At 61.8% G+C, this 17072-nt stretch carries 12 protein-coding genes and 2 pseudogenes (1 of these 14 running past the window's edge); 9 read left to right on the top strand and 5 right to left on the bottom strand.

Features of this window, described 5'->3' with window-relative positions:
• Positions 1–18 carry the end of a glycosyltransferase gene (locus ACFE99_RS11855; RefSeq protein ID WP_375485447.1) on the top strand. It extends 1134 nt beyond the left edge of the window, so only the last 18 of its 1152 coding nucleotides appear in the window; its start codon lies beyond the left edge, outside the window; it ends in the stop codon at positions 16–18.
• A 71-nt stretch (positions 19–89) separates the two neighbouring features.
• Here the strand turns inward: ACFE99_RS11855 and ACFE99_RS11850 are convergent, their stop codons facing one another.
• Together ACFE99_RS11850 and ACFE99_RS11845 are read right to left on the bottom strand one after the other, a co-directional pair.
• The gene (locus ACFE99_RS11850) at positions 90–893 is read right to left on the bottom strand and encodes a GAP family protein (protein WP_375485445.1); all 804 of its coding nucleotides are present in this window, start codon (positions 891–893) and stop codon (positions 90–92) included.
• 221 nt (positions 894–1114) lie between these two features.
• Entirely contained in the window at positions 1115–1975 is an 861-nt protein-coding gene (locus ACFE99_RS11845; RefSeq protein ID WP_375485443.1) for a TylF/MycF/NovP-related O-methyltransferase, read from the bottom strand.
• Positions 1976–2309: 334 nt separating this feature from the next.
• Here ACFE99_RS11845 and ACFE99_RS11840 point away from each other — a divergent pair, with 334 nt between their 5' ends.
• The 5 genes from ACFE99_RS11840 (at position 2310) to ACFE99_RS11820 (ending at position 8574) form a co-directional block, all read left to right on the top strand.
• A complete protein-coding gene (locus ACFE99_RS11840) occupies positions 2310–3176 on the top strand; it encodes a 2OG-Fe(II) oxygenase (protein WP_375485441.1) in 867 nt (288 codons plus the stop codon).
• Positions 3177–3530: 354 nt separating this feature from the next.
• Positions 3531–4850, top strand: a complete 1320-nt coding sequence (locus ACFE99_RS11835; RefSeq protein ID WP_375485439.1) for a hypothetical protein — start codon at positions 3531–3533, stop codon at positions 4848–4850.
• A gap of 313 nt (positions 4851–5163) precedes the next feature.
• Positions 5164–6438: a glycosyltransferase gene (locus tag ACFE99_RS11830; protein ID WP_375485437.1), complete on the top strand. Its 1275-nt coding sequence runs from the start codon at positions 5164–5166 to the stop codon at positions 6436–6438.
• A gap of 17 nt (positions 6439–6455) precedes the next feature.
• Complete coding sequence (locus tag ACFE99_RS11825; protein WP_375485435.1) at positions 6456–7139, top strand: class I SAM-dependent methyltransferase; 684 nt, start codon at positions 6456–6458, stop codon at positions 7137–7139.
• 166 nt (positions 7140–7305) lie between these two features.
• Complete coding sequence (locus tag ACFE99_RS11820; RefSeq protein WP_375485433.1) at positions 7306–8574, top strand: glycosyltransferase; 1269 nt, start codon at positions 7306–7308, stop codon at positions 8572–8574.
• A 154-nt stretch (positions 8575–8728) separates the two neighbouring features.
• Here ACFE99_RS11820 and ACFE99_RS11815 read toward each other — a convergent pair.
• Positions 8729–8842, bottom strand: a pseudogene (locus ACFE99_RS11815) (CmcI family methyltransferase); the annotation flags it as partial.
• A 682-nt stretch (positions 8843–9524) separates the two neighbouring features.
• Between ACFE99_RS11815 and ACFE99_RS11810 the strand changes: the two are divergent.
• Positions 9525–10793, top strand: a complete 1269-nt coding sequence (locus ACFE99_RS11810) for a glycosyltransferase (RefSeq protein ID WP_375485431.1) — start codon at positions 9525–9527, stop codon at positions 10791–10793.
• A gap of 333 nt (positions 10794–11126) precedes the next feature.
• Positions 11127–12278 carry an acyltransferase family protein gene (locus ACFE99_RS11805; protein WP_375485429.1) on the top strand — a complete coding sequence of 384 codons (1152 nt, stop codon included), beginning with the start codon at positions 11127–11129 and terminating at the stop codon, positions 12276–12278.
• A gap of 284 nt (positions 12279–12562) precedes the next feature.
• Here ACFE99_RS11805 and ACFE99_RS11800 read toward each other — a convergent pair.
• Positions 12563–12748: pseudogene (locus ACFE99_RS11800) on the bottom strand (SGNH hydrolase domain-containing protein); the annotation flags it as partial.
• Positions 12749–13069: 321 nt separating this feature from the next.
• Here ACFE99_RS11800 and ACFE99_RS11795 point away from each other — a divergent pair.
• Complete coding sequence (locus ACFE99_RS11795; RefSeq protein ID WP_375485427.1) at positions 13070–14215, top strand: acyltransferase family protein; 1146 nt, start codon at positions 13070–13072, stop codon at positions 14213–14215.
• A 195-nt stretch (positions 14216–14410) separates the two neighbouring features.
• Here ACFE99_RS11795 and ACFE99_RS11790 read toward each other — a convergent pair whose 3' ends face one another.
• On the bottom strand, positions 14411–16594 hold the full coding sequence (locus ACFE99_RS11790) for an acyltransferase family protein (protein ID WP_375485425.1): 2184 nt from the start codon (positions 16592–16594) through the stop codon (positions 14411–14413).
• Between the last annotated feature and the right edge of the window lie 478 nt (positions 16595–17072).

Genomic DNA, 17072 nt, shown 5'->3' with positions numbered 1-17072 from the left:
CTCAGGCGTGTTGACTAAACAGGGAAGGAAGCCGTCTGTCGCCAAATTAGCGAGAATGCCTGTCCTGCGCCAATAACGAAACTACTGGCTCAGGCGCTGCCCGCGCCGCTGGCCACTAGCGCGACCCCACCCACGGTGAGCATGGCTATCAGAATCTTCCGCCGGTGTATCCGCGCCCAGTCGTGCAGCCGCTGCACTATCGGTTGGGTTTTCGCTGGCGCGGCCAGATAGCTGACGAGGACGATCTCGACAACCGCCAGCATCCCGACGACGAACGCGATTGCGGCGATAACTTGCGCGCCGGTCGATGCTCCGGAAGCCACGATGAAAGTGATTAGGAATAGCACGCCGTCAAGTGGCGGCCCCGTTCCGAGCCCGATCACCAGCGAGACCGACAACGATCCGTTTTCCCATGCATTGTGGACGCGGCCGAGCAGCCGCCGGAATGCAGATCCGCCTTCCGTCTGCACTCCCTGCGCCCGGTCCAGCAGCCGCGAGATTGCGGTGGGTGTCTTCGAGTCCAGCACGAGGGTCGATGTCGTTCCGTCCGGTGTCCGCAGCTGCGCCCGCTGGCGCCGGCGCGTTAGCGAATGCACGGTCAGCAGCGCGGCGGTCGATAGCGCGAACACACCTATGCCAATTTGAATGTGCCGGACGGGGGAACTCGTAGTTACATGGTCCGCAAAAGTTTTGACCATCGGTGTTACGTGCAGCACCGTCAGAGGAAGCACTACGGTGAAAATGCATGCTATTAGGTTTCCGACCCCGTAGGCGAGCAGGTTTTGCACAGGCCGTGGCCGGGAGATCACCAGAAGAGTTAGGCCGAGACGCATCGGATCGAGTCCCGTCAAAAGCCCGGACCCCAACGCCAGCACCAGCACTGAGCTCCACATGGGCGGAACAATACCCTGGTGGTTCTCGTCTGCTGTTCCTTGGTAGCTTCCCCGCGTTGTTGGTGAACTTCTTACGACCGTGGATCACACAGTTCAATGCCATCGCAAAAGTTCGTTGCGTGAGCGGGTGCGCCAGCTGAATTGGGCGTATGGAAGACGTTTTTCAGCCGCGCAGAGGCCGCAGCGTTCGATGCCCAAAGCTCGACACGAAGAGCCGCCGTTTAACCTGGCCGACTAGGCAGAGCCGACCGGTCAATCTTTGCTGTGTAGCCGATCGAGCTGCCGAAAAATCCGCCCTCATGCGGGAAAAGGCCGAGACCGTTGCCTGCGCCTACAAGGCCTGGCGGCTCGGTGCCCAGTACCTCGGACCACCACTGTCGGTCATAGAAGAGGCCGGCGATCTCTAGGTGTGGAGCCTCATCGGTGAATAGGTAACCACCGTCGATTAATAGCGGCCAGAGATACTCTAGGCAGGTCTTCACGGAGCTTGCGAGGTCGACGTCGACGAAGGCGAAGACGATCGGCTGGTCAAATTGCGGGAGAGTGTCCTCGAAGTAGCCCTTGTGGAAGGTGCAAGCATCGCGCGCCCCAAAGCGTTCGATATTCGACGTGACCTCCTGCAACGTGCCGGCGTAGGCGCCGCGGGCGTATGTCTGGACTTCGGAGTCGACAAGCAGCAAGTGGCCGGAGTCTTCCGGACTCGGATCCGGGAGACCGGCGAAGGAATCGAACACGTGAAGCTCACGTCCGCATGCGGCGGCGACCAGCGAGAGATTCACTGTACTACCGCCTTTGAAGCAGCCGCATTCGACGATGACTCCTTTGACCGAGGGCGGAACGTTCAGAATCTCGGTCGCCATCAACAGGTGCGTGACCCAGATCGAGGCGGAGGGCACCAGCATGTTGTTGCGCACCATCGCGGCGAGTAAGCGCAGCTTGGTGGCAAGGCCGACCCCGTACGCGCGACCGGTGGAGGTGCGGAAGTAGCGCCGGGCGACGATCGGAAGCAACAGTAGGGTGATGAGTGGCACCAGCAGGTTGAAGAGCCTCGGCGGTAGGTTCCGCAAGATCAGTTTGAGCACTACAACCGGTCTCCTCGCCTGAGTCCCGAAGAGTTACCAAGCGCCTCACCAAGACTCGTGATGTTGCTGGATTGTGGCACGCACATCGATCCGCCGTTAGCGGACCAGAATTCGAAGCGTACTCCATTGGAGAGTTACGGCGTCCACGACTGAGGGAGTCATGACGATGCGCTCCCCGATCAGAGCCAATTCGACCGACTGGGCCGCTGAAACGCTTTGCAGGCGCCTCAATGGTAAGCCGGGATTCGGCCACGACCAGTCGATGCGGTGCAACCCTCGTGCCCGGTCGTTATATGGTCACTGTGTTCGAGACTAGCGATGGGAGACATCACCCTTGGCAGAGGCCATTCTCGACATAGAAGAACTCGAACGGAACGCGTCCGAGCTGCGGCGTGAATTCCAGGCGGCCGAACCGTTCCCCCACCTGGTGGTTGATGGCCTTCTACGTCTTTCGCCGGCGGCGGCCAGCGCCTTTCCCGACATCTCATGGCCCTGGTGGAACGAACTGCCCCTTCGCTACCAACAGAACAAGCATTTCTGCTCTGATCCCGACCTCATCCCCGAGCCGTTCAAGGCCCTCATCAGGGAGCTCTCCGAACCTCGGTTCCTCAGGGTGCTCGAGCAAATCACCGGCGTCCGGCAGCTGCTCCCTGACCCCTACCTGGGTGGGGGCGGGCTGCACCTCAGCGGTCCGGGTGGCATCCTGAGTCCTCACACCGACTTCCACTATTACCGAGCCCTGAATCTTTACCGACGCATCAACGTCCTCGTCTACCTAAACGACGGCTGGTCGCTGCAGGATGGGGGCTGTCTCTCCCTATACGACAACCATGGCCGGGCTGTGAAATCGGTTGTACCGGACTGGGGCAGGGTCGTCATCTTCCGAACGGATGACCAGTCCATGCACGGGGTCCCAGTTCCTGTCGCTGCGGGCAAATGGCGGCGATCGGTAGCGCTCTACTACTACACGGCTGCTCCGACCAAAAACTTCAGCGGTGACGAGACGACCTACTGGCGGCAGCACGGGGAGCAGGCAGGCGTCATCCGGAAGGGACGATTGCTCGGCTACCGGGGGCTGCTCAGCGTCAGCCGCGTCATCAGCATCCTGGCGCATATTGTGCACCCCGAGTCGGGCGAGCTTGCAAAGGCGGCTTTGGCCTACCGGCGGAAGGCGAAGCGCGTCCGCAGCGAAATCGCCTAGGGCTTCACCTATCACCCAAGGACATCGGCCTCCATCAGGCAGCTAGGCCACCTGAGATTTCGCGGACCATCGTTGCCGCGTTGATAGCTCAAACAAGACCGCACGCGAGCGTCTCAGCCTGGCCGTCGATGAAGAGTGAAATGCGTTCACGGACTGAGGGGTTGCTCGTATAGAGGCTACGCGCAGGCACTGCACCGCACACGCCAGGCGGGTGGCTCATCACCCGGAGACCGTCTGGTGGCCGAGCCTGATTTAACTACATCGCTCCCTTGAGGATTGATCGCGACTTCGGTCGTTATCGGTACGCGAACCGCGGAAATGCCATTGCATACGGTAAGAAGTACTGTCAAGAAAATGGACAATGTGCTCGATCCGGTCGACCAGGCGATGTTTGACTTCGGGCGAGCGACCGGAGTCACCGTCCTTTTGCAAGGTGTCTGGGTATACAACCGTGCGATCGACATCGACGGTGTGCGGCGGCTCCATGACCACCTTCAGCGGGGACGGTTATCCCGACGCATCGAACGCTCACCGTTGCGATTCGGCCGCCACCGCTGGATATCGCCCAACGGCTCATCCGGCGTTGAGATCGTCGGGTCGGCCCGACCGCGTGAAGAGTTCGACACCTGGCTCAACGAGCAGGCCGGCACTCCATTGGATTGTGAACACGGGCCGGTTTGGCACCTTGCGGTGCTCCCGTTCACCGACGGGGGCGCCGGGGTGAGCCTAGTCATCCCACATTGCCTCACCGACGGGCTCGGGATGTTCGAGGCGCTAGCGGATGCGGCACATGGCCGCGACGACCCGATCAGCTGGCCTGCCGCCGCATCACGCCGACGGTGGCAGGCCGTGCGCGAGGACGCCCGCCAAACCGCGCGCGACCTGCCCGCTATGGGGCGTGCCGTCGGCGCCGCAGTACGGTTGGCTCGGCGTAGCCGCGGTAGTGCTGCAGCTGCCGCCCCGTCGCCTACCGGACCACCCGCGCTGCCAGAGGGCACCGACGAACCCATCACGGTTCCCATAGCGACGATGTTCGTCGATGCTGACGAGTGGGAGGCCCGCGCACACTCACTAGGTGGGACCAGCAATGCGCTGCTTGCGGGATTGGCGGCCCATCTCGCCCAGCGGCTGGGACGAGTCACTGCAGATGGCTCGGTCGCGTTGAGGATCCCGGTCGACGAGCGCACCCAGGGCGATACTCGCGGCAACGCGGTCGGCAATGTCGACATCACGGTCGACCCCGCACCCGTGACGACGGACCTGCGCGAGATCCGGGCCGTAATCAAACAAGCGCTGGTTCACCACCGGGAGGTGCCCAATCAAGAGCAGGCACTGTTGTCTCTCGTTCCGTTGTTGCCTAAACGGCTCGTCAGGATCACCGGCAATGCGACCGGTGTCATCGCAACCAACCTCGGCATAGTCGACACGGCCGCCACCCGCCCAGATGGAACCGACGCCGACTACTTCGCCATGAGGATGCACTACTTAGGTATGACCAAGGAGATGATGCACCGGCTCGGCGGACTGATGGTTTTGGGGGCGGGAAGAGCAAATGGCAAGATCTTTGTCACGGTCCTTGCCTATCAGCCGGGCCGTCCAAACTCGACTGATGGCATGCAACATGAGCTTTCGAGTGCCTTGAAAGGCTTCTCGCTCACCGGTACGCATCTCTGAGCGGCTGCCGGGTCACACCGTTGAATGGCGCGAGCGCCATCCTGTCGTCGCGGAATGCCTTGCAGCAAGACCTTTCCCAGCTCATCAGTGCTGCAATTGCCCAACCGGGTCGCCAAGCTTGCGATATTTCACCCATTCACTTCTGTTAGCCGAGCTCGGCGTTGGGAAATCGCGTCCGCCGCTTGTCTAAGTTTCTGGATTCAGGTCGATGGCGCGGATATCGGAGTTATGCTGCCGGGTAGTTGAGCCGGGGGGCGAGGCTCCCCTTTCATTTCACAGAACGCGCATGGGAGTGAAAGGGCCAGGAATTGCAATGAGAATTGTGCTGGCATGCTATGGGAGTCGGGGCGATGTCGAGCCTTGCGTTGCTGTCGGCCGGGAGCTGCTGGGCAGAGGACACGACGTTCGCGTCGCCGTCCCGCCCGACCTGGTTCGCCTCGCGGAAAGGGCTGGGGTTTCAGCGGTCGGCTGCGGACCGGATTTGCATACTGCGATGGACGTGGATTTCGTCCTGAACTTCCTGGCGGATTTCCCCCGCAACCTCTGGAACCTCGGAGATCTGATCAGGGAGGGGCGCGAAACTCAGAAGCTCGTCGGCAAGTGGTGGGGCGAAATGAGCAGGACGCTGACCTCGCTGGCGGACGGAGCGGACCTGCTATTTGCCGGCCCGACTCTCTGGCAGTGCGCCGCCAATGTCGCAGAGTATTACGACATTCCGTTGGCCACCCTTCATACTTTCCCGATACAGGTTAACGGACAGCTGGTTCCAATGGTCCCGGCGCCGCTGATCCGCTCCGCAATGACGGTGCTCCAGTGGCTAGGTTGGCCAATGGGGAAAAAGCTCGAAAACGACCAGCGCCGTGAACTGGGACTACCGAATGCAACCGGCCCCTCGCTGCGGCGGATCACGGAACGCGGAGCGTTAGAAATTCAGGCCTACGACGAGGTTTTGTTCCCAGGGCTGGCAGCCGAATGGGCGAAGTGGAATGGCCAACGGCCATTTGTCGGCGCGCTCACGATAGAGTCGGCGACGGAAGTCGATGATGAGGTCGCCTCCTGGATTGCTGCGGGAACACCGCCGATTTTCTTCAGCTTCGGCAGTATCCCCCTCGATTCTGCTGCTGACACGCTTGCGATGATCGGCGCGGCTTGCGCGCAGCTGGGCGAGCGGGCGTTGGTTTGCTCCGCCGGGACCGACTTCAGCCACGTCGCCCATTTCGAGCACGTCAAGATTGTGGATGCGGTCGATTATGCCGCGATTTTACCGGCCTGCCGGACGGTTGTGCATCACGGCGGCGCGGGCACCGTAGCCGCAGGCCTGCGTGCCGGAGTCCCGACGTTGATCCTCTGGAGGTGGCCCGATCAGCAGATCTGGGGAGCTGCCGTCAAACGACTAAGGGTGGGCACTCTCCGGCGCTTTTCGACCACCACCCAGCAATCGCTCGTCGACGACTTGCGCACCATCCTTTCCCCGCAATACGTCGGCCGGGCGCGTGAGGTCGCCACCCGCATGAGCAAGGCCGCCGAAAGCGCTGCGGCCGCCGCTGATTACGTGGAAAGTTTCGTCCGCTTGCGGCACGTTGGCTGATCGGCAAAAGGTTGTCAGTGAACCGGATCAAGGCTGTGCAGCGGGCGCTTGACGGGCGGGCGAAGGGTGTCTACCTAGAGATCGGCGTGGGTTTCGGAGTGACGTTACGGCGCATTACCGCCGACGAGAAGATCGCCGTGGATCCGGCGTTTAAACTCTCGGCGCGTCGCCGCAGGCTGGCCGAAGCGAATGCGCGAGTCACCCACTATTTCGAGACGACCAGCGATGCTTTCTTCGCACACGAGACGGCTTTACTCGAGCAGCGCGGCATCGACGTCGCCCTAATCGACGGCCTCCACACCTATAAGCAGGCGTTGCGCGACGTCGAGAACACCCTGCGCTATTTGCGGGACGACGGTGTCATTGTCTTGGACGACTGCAACCCTGCGCGCGCCTCGATCGCCTGTCCCGCGTCGTCATACGCCGACTTTCGTGCGCAGCATCACTGGTGGAACATCTTCTGGAGCGGCGACGTCTGGAAGGCTGTCGTCCACCTGCGCAGCACGCGGGATGACTTGCGAATCGCGGTGCTAGACTGCGACTTTGGCGTCGGGCTCATACGAAGGGGCGTGCCGGAATCGCAATTGTCTTACTCGGCGGAGCAGATTGAGGCGCTCGATTATGCGGACCTCGCCGGCGACCGCGACCGCTTGCTCAACCTGAGGCCGCCTGCATACCTCAGCGAATTTTTGACCGCATAGCCAGGGCTTACCCGCGACGGTCCGGCGTTGACCGCTTGCCGAAATTATGGATTTAAGGTCGAGGCGTGGGTATCACGTTATGCTGCCGGGCGGCTGAGCCGAGGACGCGGGACGTCCGCTTTCGTTTCGCAGAACCCGCACGGGAAGTGAAGGGCCAGGATCGGCGATGAGATTTGTGCTGGCATGCTATGGGTCTCGTGGCGATGTCGAGCCGTGCGTTGCTGTCGGTCGTGAGCTGCTGCGTCGCGGGCACGAAGTGCAAATCGCCGTCCCGCCGGACCTGGTTGCCTTCGCCGAGTCGGTTGGGCTTACGGCGGTCGGCTGCGGACCGGATCTGCAGGCCCTTCTGGACGCGCACCGCAACTTCTGGGCGTATTTCTTCCGCAACTTTTGGAGGGTCCGGGATCTGATCAGGCTGCGGCGCGAAGTTGGGCGGCCCATCATTCAGTGCTGGAAGGAGATGAGCACGACGCTGACGTCGCTGGCGGAAGGGGCCGACCTGCTATTCACCGGCCTGAATTTCGAGGACGCCGCTGCCAACGTCGCAGAGTATTACGACATTCCGTTGGCCACGCTGCATTACTTCCCGCTCCGCGTCAACGGACAGCTCCTGTCGTTTCTGCCTTCGCCATTGGGTCGCTCGGCAATGAGGGCGTTCTGGTGGGTGAATTGGCGGGGCACGAAGAAGGTGGAGGACGCACAGCGCCGTGAACTGGGTCTACCGAAGATTACAGGCCCCTCGCCGCGACGGATCACCGAGCGCGGAGCGCTGGAAATCCAGGCCTACGACGAGGTTTGCTTTCCCGGGCTGGCAGCCGAGTGGGCGAAATTCAACGGCCAACGGCCCTTTGTGGGCGCGCTGACGATGGAGCTGGCGACGGATGCCGACGACGAGGTCGTGTCGTGGATTGCTGCGGGAACACCGCCGATATTCTTCGGCTTTGGCAGCATCGCGCTCGAATCTGCGTCCGAGACGCTGGCCATGATCGGCGCGGTCTGCGCGCAGTTAGGGGAGCGGGCGTTGGTCTGCGCCGGCGGGACTGACTTCAGTCAAGTCCCGGATTTCGACCACGTCAAGGTGGTGGATGCGGTCAATTTCGCTGCCGCCTTTCCCGCCTGCCGCGCGGTTGTGCACCACGGTGGTGCCGGGACTACGGCCGCGGCCCTGCGCGCGGGAGTTCCGCAGTTAATCCTTTCGACAGATCTCGATCAGACGCTGTGGGGAGTTCGGGTCAAGCGGTTGACAGTGGGCACCGCTCGCCGCTTTTCAACCACTAGCCAGCAATCGCTGGTCGCGGACCTTCGCACCATCCTCGCCCCGCAATATGTAGCCCGCGCCCGCGAGATCGCCACCCGGATGACCAAACCGGCCGAAAGCGCAGCGGCCGCCGCCGATCTCGTGGAAAGTTTCGCCCGCGTACGACGGGTGGGTTAACCCGCGAAGGCGGACTATGCACGACAGCGTTGACCGCCACTACCAGAACCTGCACATCGACGCCGCCTGAGCGCAGCCAGGCTCGTCAAGACTCGAGTTTAATTGCGTATCAGGTGCCCGTTGGTAGCAAATGTCCAGCCGAATTTGTTCTCGCGAATGGTTCGTCGATCTGCTCCGTGACATTGGCGAAAAATAAAGCCGAGCCCCCGTGATACGCGCCAAACTCGATTACCAAAGAGCGCTTCAAGTCGCGCAAATTGGCAAGGTAGAGTTCCGGCACCGGTCGGTCTAGTCGAGCCGCTTGACACCGATATCGTCGCCTCCCACAAATACCGATGTCTGTTGCCGACACTATGTTGGTCGCCGATGATTACCCGAACGCGTCGAACGGTGTCCGCAAATACTGGCCGAACACTTTATGAGCCAGCTTGAGCACCGCCGCAACCTTGACCGCTCCGATGACCAGGCGCTCCGGAATCGTGCTCAAATCCTCCGGGTATTCGGACTTCTGTACATGGGTATGCCCGACCTGGCAGCGAGAAATGCAACCCGCACCGTGCGGACGCATCCCAAGTGGGCCTTGGGGCGGCGATGCCGGATGTACGGTTAGGTCGTGTCCCTGCTGGTTATGGAACCAGTGTTGTCCTCAGCCGGCATCGGTGGTGTGCTTGCTGCGATTCTCAAAGCCGAGCGACCAACGCGGCCTGATTAGCCGTGTTACGCCGCGAATTCGTGCCACACCGTCCCGTGGCGCACCAGATGCCGCCTGCAACCCAACCCGTCCGTCGGGTAGGAATGGTCAGCCAAAGTAACGCACCACGAATGTCCCGGAAAGCACGCTGGACGGTCATATGACTGCGGACGGTGATCGACCAGTCCGGACAACCCGTGATGACCGATACCTCTAACGTTGCCTACGTGCACAGGAAGTGAAGGGCTAGAACTCGACGATGATATTTGTGCTTGCATGCTATGGAACTCGTGGCGATGTCGAGCCCGGCGTCGCTCTCGGTCGTGAGCTGTTGCGTCGCGGGCACGAGGTGCGCATGGCCGTGCCGCCCGACATGGTTGGCGACGTCGACGCGGCTGGGCTTGCGGCGGTTGGCTACGGGCTCGATACGCAGGTCCAGATCGACATGCACCGCGACTTCTGGGCGAGCCTCTTCCGCAACTTCTGGAAACTCCGCGACGTGACGAGATTGTGGCGCGAAGTTTGGGAACCCGGAATCCAATCCTGGATGGAGATGAGCGCGACGCTCACCTCGCTGGCGGACGGGGCCGACCTGCTATTAACCGGCATCAGTTTCCAAGAGGGCGCTGCCAACGTCGCGGAGTATTACAACATTCCGTTGGTCACGCTGCATACGTTCCCGATGCGGGCCCACGGTCAGGCCTTTCCGATCATGCCGGCGCCGCTGGTGCGCTTTGCAATGTCGGTTTTTTGGTGGCTGCACTGGCGCATGACCAGGAAGGTTGAGAACGCGCAGCGCCGTGAACTGGGCCTTCCCAAAGCCACAAGCCCCTCGTCGCGGCGGATCGCCGAGCGCGGATCGCTGGAAATTCAGGCTTACGACGAAGTTTGCTTTCCCGGGCTGGCAGCCGAATGGGCGGAATGCGATGGTCAGCGGCCCTTCGTTGGCGCGCTCACAATCGAGGTGCCAACAGATGCCGATGACGAGGTCGCCTCGTGGATTGCCGCGGGAACACCGCCGATTCTCTTCGGCTTTGGCAGCATACCGGTCGAATCTGCTGCCGAAACCCTCGCCATGATCAGCGCGGCCTGCGCGCAGTTAGGCGAGCGGGCGTTGGTGTGCGCCGGGTGGAGTGACTTCAGCGACGTCGGCCATTTCGAACACGTCAAGGTTGTGGGCGCCGTGAATTACGCGGCGATTTTTTCAGCCTGCCGGGCGGTCGTGCACCATGGTGGCGCGGCGACCACAGCCGTAGGCCTGCGCGCCGGAGTCCCCACGCTGATCCTCTGGACATGGCCGGATCAGTCGCTGCGCGGAACTGCGGTCAAACGATTGAAAGTGGGCACCGCCCGGCGTTTTTCGACCACGACCCAGCAATCGCTCGTTGCGGATCTGCACACCATCCTTGCCCCGGAATACGCCGCGCGAGCCCGGGACATCGCCTCACGCATGAGCAAACCCACCGAAAGCATCGCTGTCGCAACCGACCTCGTGGAAAATTTCGCCCGGCTCAAGCATGTTGGTTGATTCGCTAGGCGGTCGCGGCGACCAACGCCGACCACATCTGCGCGACCGTACCTGGTCACAGCAGATCCGCGTCGCTGCTGACCGGCACGACTTCAAGCCTTCCGCGTCGCCGCGCCGTACGGCGCGCCTGTGGAGCAGCACCGTAAAGACCAGTTCGCTCGATTTCAAGCCTTCCGCGTCGCCGCGCCGTACGGCGCGCCTGTGGAGCAGCACCGTAAAGACCAGTTCGCTCGATTGGCGCGAATGAACCACTTTTTATGAGCGCAAACCCTAAACTTGCTGCCGTCGATGACGTCGTCGATCGCTGGCTAAAGCGGCTATGAACGGTGGAGTATGAAACTCGGACAAGAATTCGATCCGCGAAACAACGCACTGAACGCGTGGCGGTTAACCCTGGCGACCGGGGTTATCCTGTGCCACTCATGGCCACTCACGGGCCGCCACGTGTCGTTCGCGCCAGTCCACCAGCTTCTCAGGGACGTATGGGTCGACGGGTTCTTTGCAATATCAGGATTCCTTATTACGTGGAGTTGGTTCAACAACCCGCGGCTGCGCACCTACTTCGTTGCTCGAGGCCTGCGGATCCTCCCTGGGTTGTGGTTTTGCCTGTTCGTCACCGCGTTTGTCATCGCCCCGATCGGCGTGGCGATTCAGGGCGGCCGTGCCACCAAGCTCCTGCTTTCCAGTGCACCGATCGAGTACGTCCTCGAAAACAGCGCAGTGATGATCGTTCACCCCGATATCGGCGGAACCCCGCACGGGGTCCCGTACCCGTGGGCGGGGTGGAACGGTTCACTCTGGACTCTTTATTGGGAAGTATTGTGCTACATCGCTGTTGCTGTTCTCGGCGTTATGGGACTCCTGAATCGCCGGTGGCTAATTCCTGCGCTGTTAGCTCTGGCGCTGATCTGTTCGGCGCTACTGCCGCCGTGGAGCATGCTTGCTGAAGAGCCAGCAGCCGCCGCGCATGGAAACGTATCCGCTGCTACTAACTGGCTGGTCATGGGGGCCGTCGCCGCGCGTTTCGCTGTTATGTTTTCAGCGGGTGCGCTGCTGTATCACTTCCGCAACGTGATTCCCGCTCGGTGGTCACTGGTCGCGGTGAGCGTGGTCATCGTTCTAGCGGCGAGCGTGCTGCCTAATTACCGGCTGATTGCCGCCGTTCCTTTGGCTTACGCGATCATCGTTTCGGGTGCCCTCATCCACAATGAGCGCTTGAGACTGCGGACGGATCTGTCCTACGGTGTCTACATTTACGCGTTTCCGGTTCAGCAGTTGCTGGTCATCTGTGGACTTGGCATTGTGAATCCGATTGTGTTCGCGGTCATTGCAGCGATCGCCACTCTGCCGCTCGCCGCGCTGAGTTGGTTCATGGTTGAGAAGCGCGCGATGTCTCTGAAATCTCGTCTCAAGCGAAGGAGCACTGCTGCGGGCCAGGAAAGTCCGTCTGCGCAGAAGCTTTCGGGTTTGACCACCGGCAACTGACCACCGGACCATCGCACTCTTCACCGGCCGTCGAGGCGATACCGCACGGCGCTGTTACGGCCCGAAGTCAAGGTGTGAAGCTGCCCGACGATCTCAAAGTCGTATGGCCTCAGCGTCGCGAACTCCTTATGGCACAGCCTGGTTCGCGAAGCGGCCGGCGTGGCGGCTAGTTGACGTCAGCCAGGCCTACTCACCCCGATTTTTTGCTGGGGGCCGCGATGCACCGTTCTGTTGCGGGGCATCGCCGAAGTCCGCAGCATGTCAACCGTGGGCGAGAGCACGATCGCCAGCGCCCCCATTACCGGTGCCAACAGCCGGGAGTATTTGACCGTCAAGTGATTCCCGTCAAGGTACGCCAAAGTGTTGCCCGCGATCACCGGGCAGCGGTCAGCGGTGCAGAACAACTTCGTGACGTCGGCGTATTGTCCACCGCCGGCTTTGGCGGCGGCAGACTCAGATGCGATGCCGGTTCGTTCACGGCCTGCAACAGCGGTAACAGGACAGCGGCGCCGATCGCGGTTGCGACGCCAACCATGGCCGACGCCGGCAACAGCCGCATCAGGCCCTTCCCGAGCGCATGCAGACACTACGATGCCCTCGTACGGGTACCGTCCGGGCCTCGATTCCCACCGCGTTTAGCGGCAACGTCGGACGATCGGCGCGCGTCGAGCAGTGCTGACAAGATCAGTTTGCTTGGTTGTATGGGAAGGAACCACTTGAGATGAGCGCAGACCCTAAACTTGCCGCCGTCGTAACATCGTCGATCGTCAAAGCGGCAATGGCTGGAGAGTATGAAGCTGGGGCAGGAATTCGATCCGCGAAGGAACGCACTGAACGCGTGGCGGTTAACGTTGGCGACCGGCGTTATCCTATGCCACTCCTGGCCGCTCACGGGCCGCCGAGTGCACTTCGCGCCAGCTCACCAGCTTCTTAGAGACGTATGGGTTGACGGGTTCTTTGCAATCTCAGGCTTCCTCATCACGGCGAGTTGGCTCAGCAACCCGCGGCTGCGCACCTACTTCGCCGCTCGAGGTCTTCGCATCCTCCCTGGGTTGTGGGCCTGCCTGATCATCACCGCGTTTGTCGTCGCCCCGATCGGCGTGGCGATTCAGGGCGGCCCAGCCGCCAACCTGCTGCTGTCTACCGCACCAATCAGTTACGTCCTCAAAAACAGCGCAGTGATGATCCTTCAGCCCGATATCGGCGGAACACCGCAGGGCATCCCATTTCCGGGCGTATGGAACGGTCCTCTTTGGACGCTCCAATGGGAGGTATTGTGCTACATCGCTATTGCTGGTCTCGGCGTTGTCGGACTCCTCCGTCGCCGGTGGCTAATTCCTGCCTTGTTGGCACTGGCGCTGTACTGGTCGGCGCAACTGCCGGCTTGGCTTTTGTCGTTGCTTGAAGAACCAACAGGCACCCAGCGACACATCGCCGCTGCACATGACCTCAAGACTGTCGCGCTCCTCGCGCAGGCAATCGCTGCGCGGTTCGCTGTCATGTTTTTGGCTGGTGTGCTCCTGTATCAGTTCCGGAACATGATTCCTGCTCGCTGGTCACTCGTCGTGGTGAGCGTGGTCGTCGTTCTAGCGGCGAACCTGCTGCCTAATTACCGGCTGATTGGCGCTGTTCCGCTGGCTTACGCGATCATCGTTTCGGGTGCCCTCATCCACAACAAGCGCTTGAGACTACGGACGGATCTGTCCTACGGCGTATACATCTACGGATGGCCTATGCAGCAGCTGCTGGTTATCTGTGGGCTCAGCATTCTGAATCCAGTTGTGTTCGCTGTCATTGCAGTGATCGCCACTCTGCCGCTCGCAGCGCTGAGCTGGTTTGTGGTTGAGAAGCGGGCGATGTCTCTGAAATCTCGTCTCAAGCGAAGGACCATTGCTGCTGGCGAGGAACGTCCATCTGGGCAGACGGTTTCGGTTTGACCACCGCAAACTGACCACCTGGAGACCATCGCACTACTCACCACTCGTCGAAGCGATACAGCACGCCGTTGCTACAGCCGACGCTTAAATGTGAAGTCGCCGCAGCGATCTCATAGCCACACAGCCTCGGCGTTGCGAAGCTCACTGCGGTGACACATTCTTGCGTGCGATGAATCACCAACAGTCCGCAGCATGTCAACCGTGGACGAGTACACGATCGGCCAGCGCCCCCATTACCGGTGCCAACAGCCGAGAGTATTCGACCGTCAGGTGATTCCAGTCAAGGTATGCCAGAGTCTTGCCCACGATCACCGGGCAGCGGTCAGCAGTGCAGAACAACTCGGTGACGTCCGCGTATTGTCCACCGCCGGCTGTGGTGGCGGCAGACTCAGATGCGATGCCGGGTTCGTTCACGGCCAGCGACCTGGCCGGCGAGCAGGCCGTCGCGTCATTGAGGTGGCTGGACAGGCAAATTGGCACCACTGAGTGCGGGTCCGGGATCGGCCCGAGCACCAGCACCTTCGAACCAGTGCTGCGCAGCTGATGCACAAGGCGAGTCAAGCCGTTGATCCACGCCGGGTCGTACGACGCAAAACCTGACGGGTAACCGTAGGCGGCACCGTAGCGCCGCCACATGCTTACCACGACCAGACGCGGGCGCTCCGCACGTAACCGGGTAATGACCTGACCGCGCCACTGTTCGCACTCCGTGTACTCCCGGTGAAGGTAAGGGCTAGAGATGGGCAAGTCCATCAATGGGCAACCCATCTTGTCCAGGGTCTCCAGCCGCCAGCGTCGCTGCTCGGCGACCTGCTGGAAAGCCGGAGCCCACATCGCGGCATTGGAGTCGCCGACCAGGGCCACCGTCGTCGTCGACGCGGTGTCGCCCTTCACGCAGTCGGGCTCGCTGACTTGGAGAACATTGCGCAGGCAGCCGTTGAGGTAAACGTCCTTGATTTCGGCTGTCGCGTCGGCAAGCGGCGGGTCCAGGTTCGACGGTACGGCGGTCAGCTTGGCGGATGCCGCGACCGCCGCCTGCACCTGGGCAAACGTGTGCTGCACCGCCGCGTCGTAGGGGTCAATATTGCGGCCGCCGGGGGAAGGCGCCGCAGTGACCGTCAGCGCCGCAGCTGGCGTGCCATGGCCGACCGGAGTCGGCACCAATACCAGCAGCGCTACACACACGCAGACCGCTACTGCGGTGGCAACACCGCCAAGCGCAAGACTGCAAGCAGCCGACCTGCGCAGGAACGCGCCGAACCGCAGTGGATTCTCGACGAAATGCAGTGTGAGCATCGCCAGCCCACTGGAGACGAGGGCCGCTGCGAGCCTGCCGGGCAATCCCAGCGGGTGGCCCAGCAACGGCGGTGCCAGCAGCAACACCGGCCAGTGCCACAGATACCAGGAGTACGACACCCGGCCGATCGCCCGCATCGGCGCCACTGCCAGCGGGCGGCCGCATCCCCACCAAGGTGCGGCGCAGCCAGCGCCGATCACCAGCGCCGTGCCGACCACGGGCAACAGCGCGGCCGTCCCCGGATAGGGCGTGCTCGTGCCCAACAGCGTGCAGCCCAGCAAGATCAGGGCCAGCCCTGCCCATCCCGCGATCGCGGCCAGTCCCGCCGGAAGCCGGCGCCAGTGGTCGGCGGTGAGAGCCACCAGGCCACCAACGGCCAACTGCCAGGCCCGGGTCGGCAGCGAAAAGAACGCCACCGGAGGCGCCCAGTGGGTGGCCGCCAGCGACACCGCAAACGACACGACCCCAACCACGGCAAGCACCACCAGATAGGAACTTTGCGATGAGGTGGCATGGGCTCTGGTGCGGCGACGCGCACGCCGGACGAGCCATGCCGTAGCGATCATCAAGGCGGGCCACACCAGGTAAAACTGCTCCTCTACGCCCAAAGACCAGTAGTGCTGAAAAGGTGAGGCCGGCATGTAAGGAGCCATGTAATCGACCCCCTGCAAAATGAACCGATAATTGCCGACATACAACGCGCAGGCGATACCGTCGCCGAATACGGTCCGGGCCTGTAAGGGGGGTAAAAGGATTGCCGCGCCGAGTGCCGTTGCGACGCCTACCGTGGCCGACGCCGGCAATAGTCGGCGAGCCCGCGCCCCGTAGAAGCGGCGCAGCCGAACGGTGCCCACAGTGCTCACTTCCCGCCAGAGCAACCCGGTGATCAGGAAACCCGAGATGACAAAGAACACATCCACCCCGATGAACCCGCCACCCACACCAGGGACGCCAGCATGAAAGAGGACAACGGCAAGCACCGCGACAGCACGCAAACCCTCGATGTCTAGGCGAAAATCGGTCCGTGCCGAGCGCTGATCCGGCACCTTTTCGAGGCGGCTGACACTGTCGGTCTCGCGCAAGGTTCTCAACTTTCGTAGGTGGACGCGTTCTTCGAACAGCGGATGCTACATGTTCACGGCATCGGCGGGGTGACTTTGAGATTCGGATAGTCTTCGAATCCAAGCTGGTCGTGTCGGTTTCCAGCGGTTCCTCAGTTAGTCGCTTGGTCCTTCGTGATCCCGATGCGCGCTCGCGTCCCCTGTATTCTCCCGCGCCCTGTCATGCTTGTCGCATTCGGGAATTCATGTTCGGAGGCTTCAATGGCTCTGTACGACCCGCCCCATCCCCGGAGACGAATGTCCATTGACGTTGCAGTTTCCACCTATGCGTAGTAGCGAGAGTAAAGGCGGAATAGTGTCACGCAGGTCAGGTGCTGTAACGAGGTCATCCTGGATTCTGACAACGATTCTGGTCACTGGCAGCTACTATCTAGCTGCAGCAACGTGTTCGGAGGCATTCAGGGTGACCACGTGGGGGTAGTTGCCCGGCGCTGAGGGT

Origin of the sequence: uncultured Mycobacterium sp., from assembly GCF_964249325.1 — a bacterium.
Taxonomy (GTDB): domain Bacteria; phylum Actinomycetota; class Actinomycetes; order Mycobacteriales; family Mycobacteriaceae; genus Mycobacterium.
The sequence above is the reverse complement of the archived record's forward strand: the minus strand, read 5'-3'. Positions and strand labels throughout refer to the sequence as shown.

Bases quoted from the DNA above. Each gene is read 5' to 3' on its own strand.
- ACFE99_RS11835 (WP_375485439.1), top strand. From the start codon at position 3,531: ATGGACAATGTGCTCGATCCGGTCGACCAGGCGATGTTTGACTTCGGG.
- ACFE99_RS11805 (WP_375485429.1), top strand. From the start codon at position 11,127: ATGAAACTCGGACAAGAATTCGATCCGCGAAACAACGCACTGAACGCG.
- ACFE99_RS11795 (WP_375485427.1), top strand. From the start codon at position 13,070: ATGAAGCTGGGGCAGGAATTCGATCCGCGAAGGAACGCACTGAACGCG.
- ACFE99_RS11830 (WP_375485437.1), top strand. From the start codon at position 5,164: ATGAGAATTGTGCTGGCATGCTATGGGAGTCGGGGCGATGTCGAGCCT.
- ACFE99_RS11820 (WP_375485433.1), top strand. From the start codon at position 7,306: ATGAGATTTGTGCTGGCATGCTATGGGTCTCGTGGCGATGTCGAGCCG.
- ACFE99_RS11810 (WP_375485431.1), top strand. From the start codon at position 9,525: ATGATATTTGTGCTTGCATGCTATGGAACTCGTGGCGATGTCGAGCCC.
- ACFE99_RS11850 (WP_375485445.1), bottom strand. From the start codon at position 893: ATGTGGAGCTCAGTGCTGGTGCTGGCGTTGGGGTCCGGGCTTTTGACG.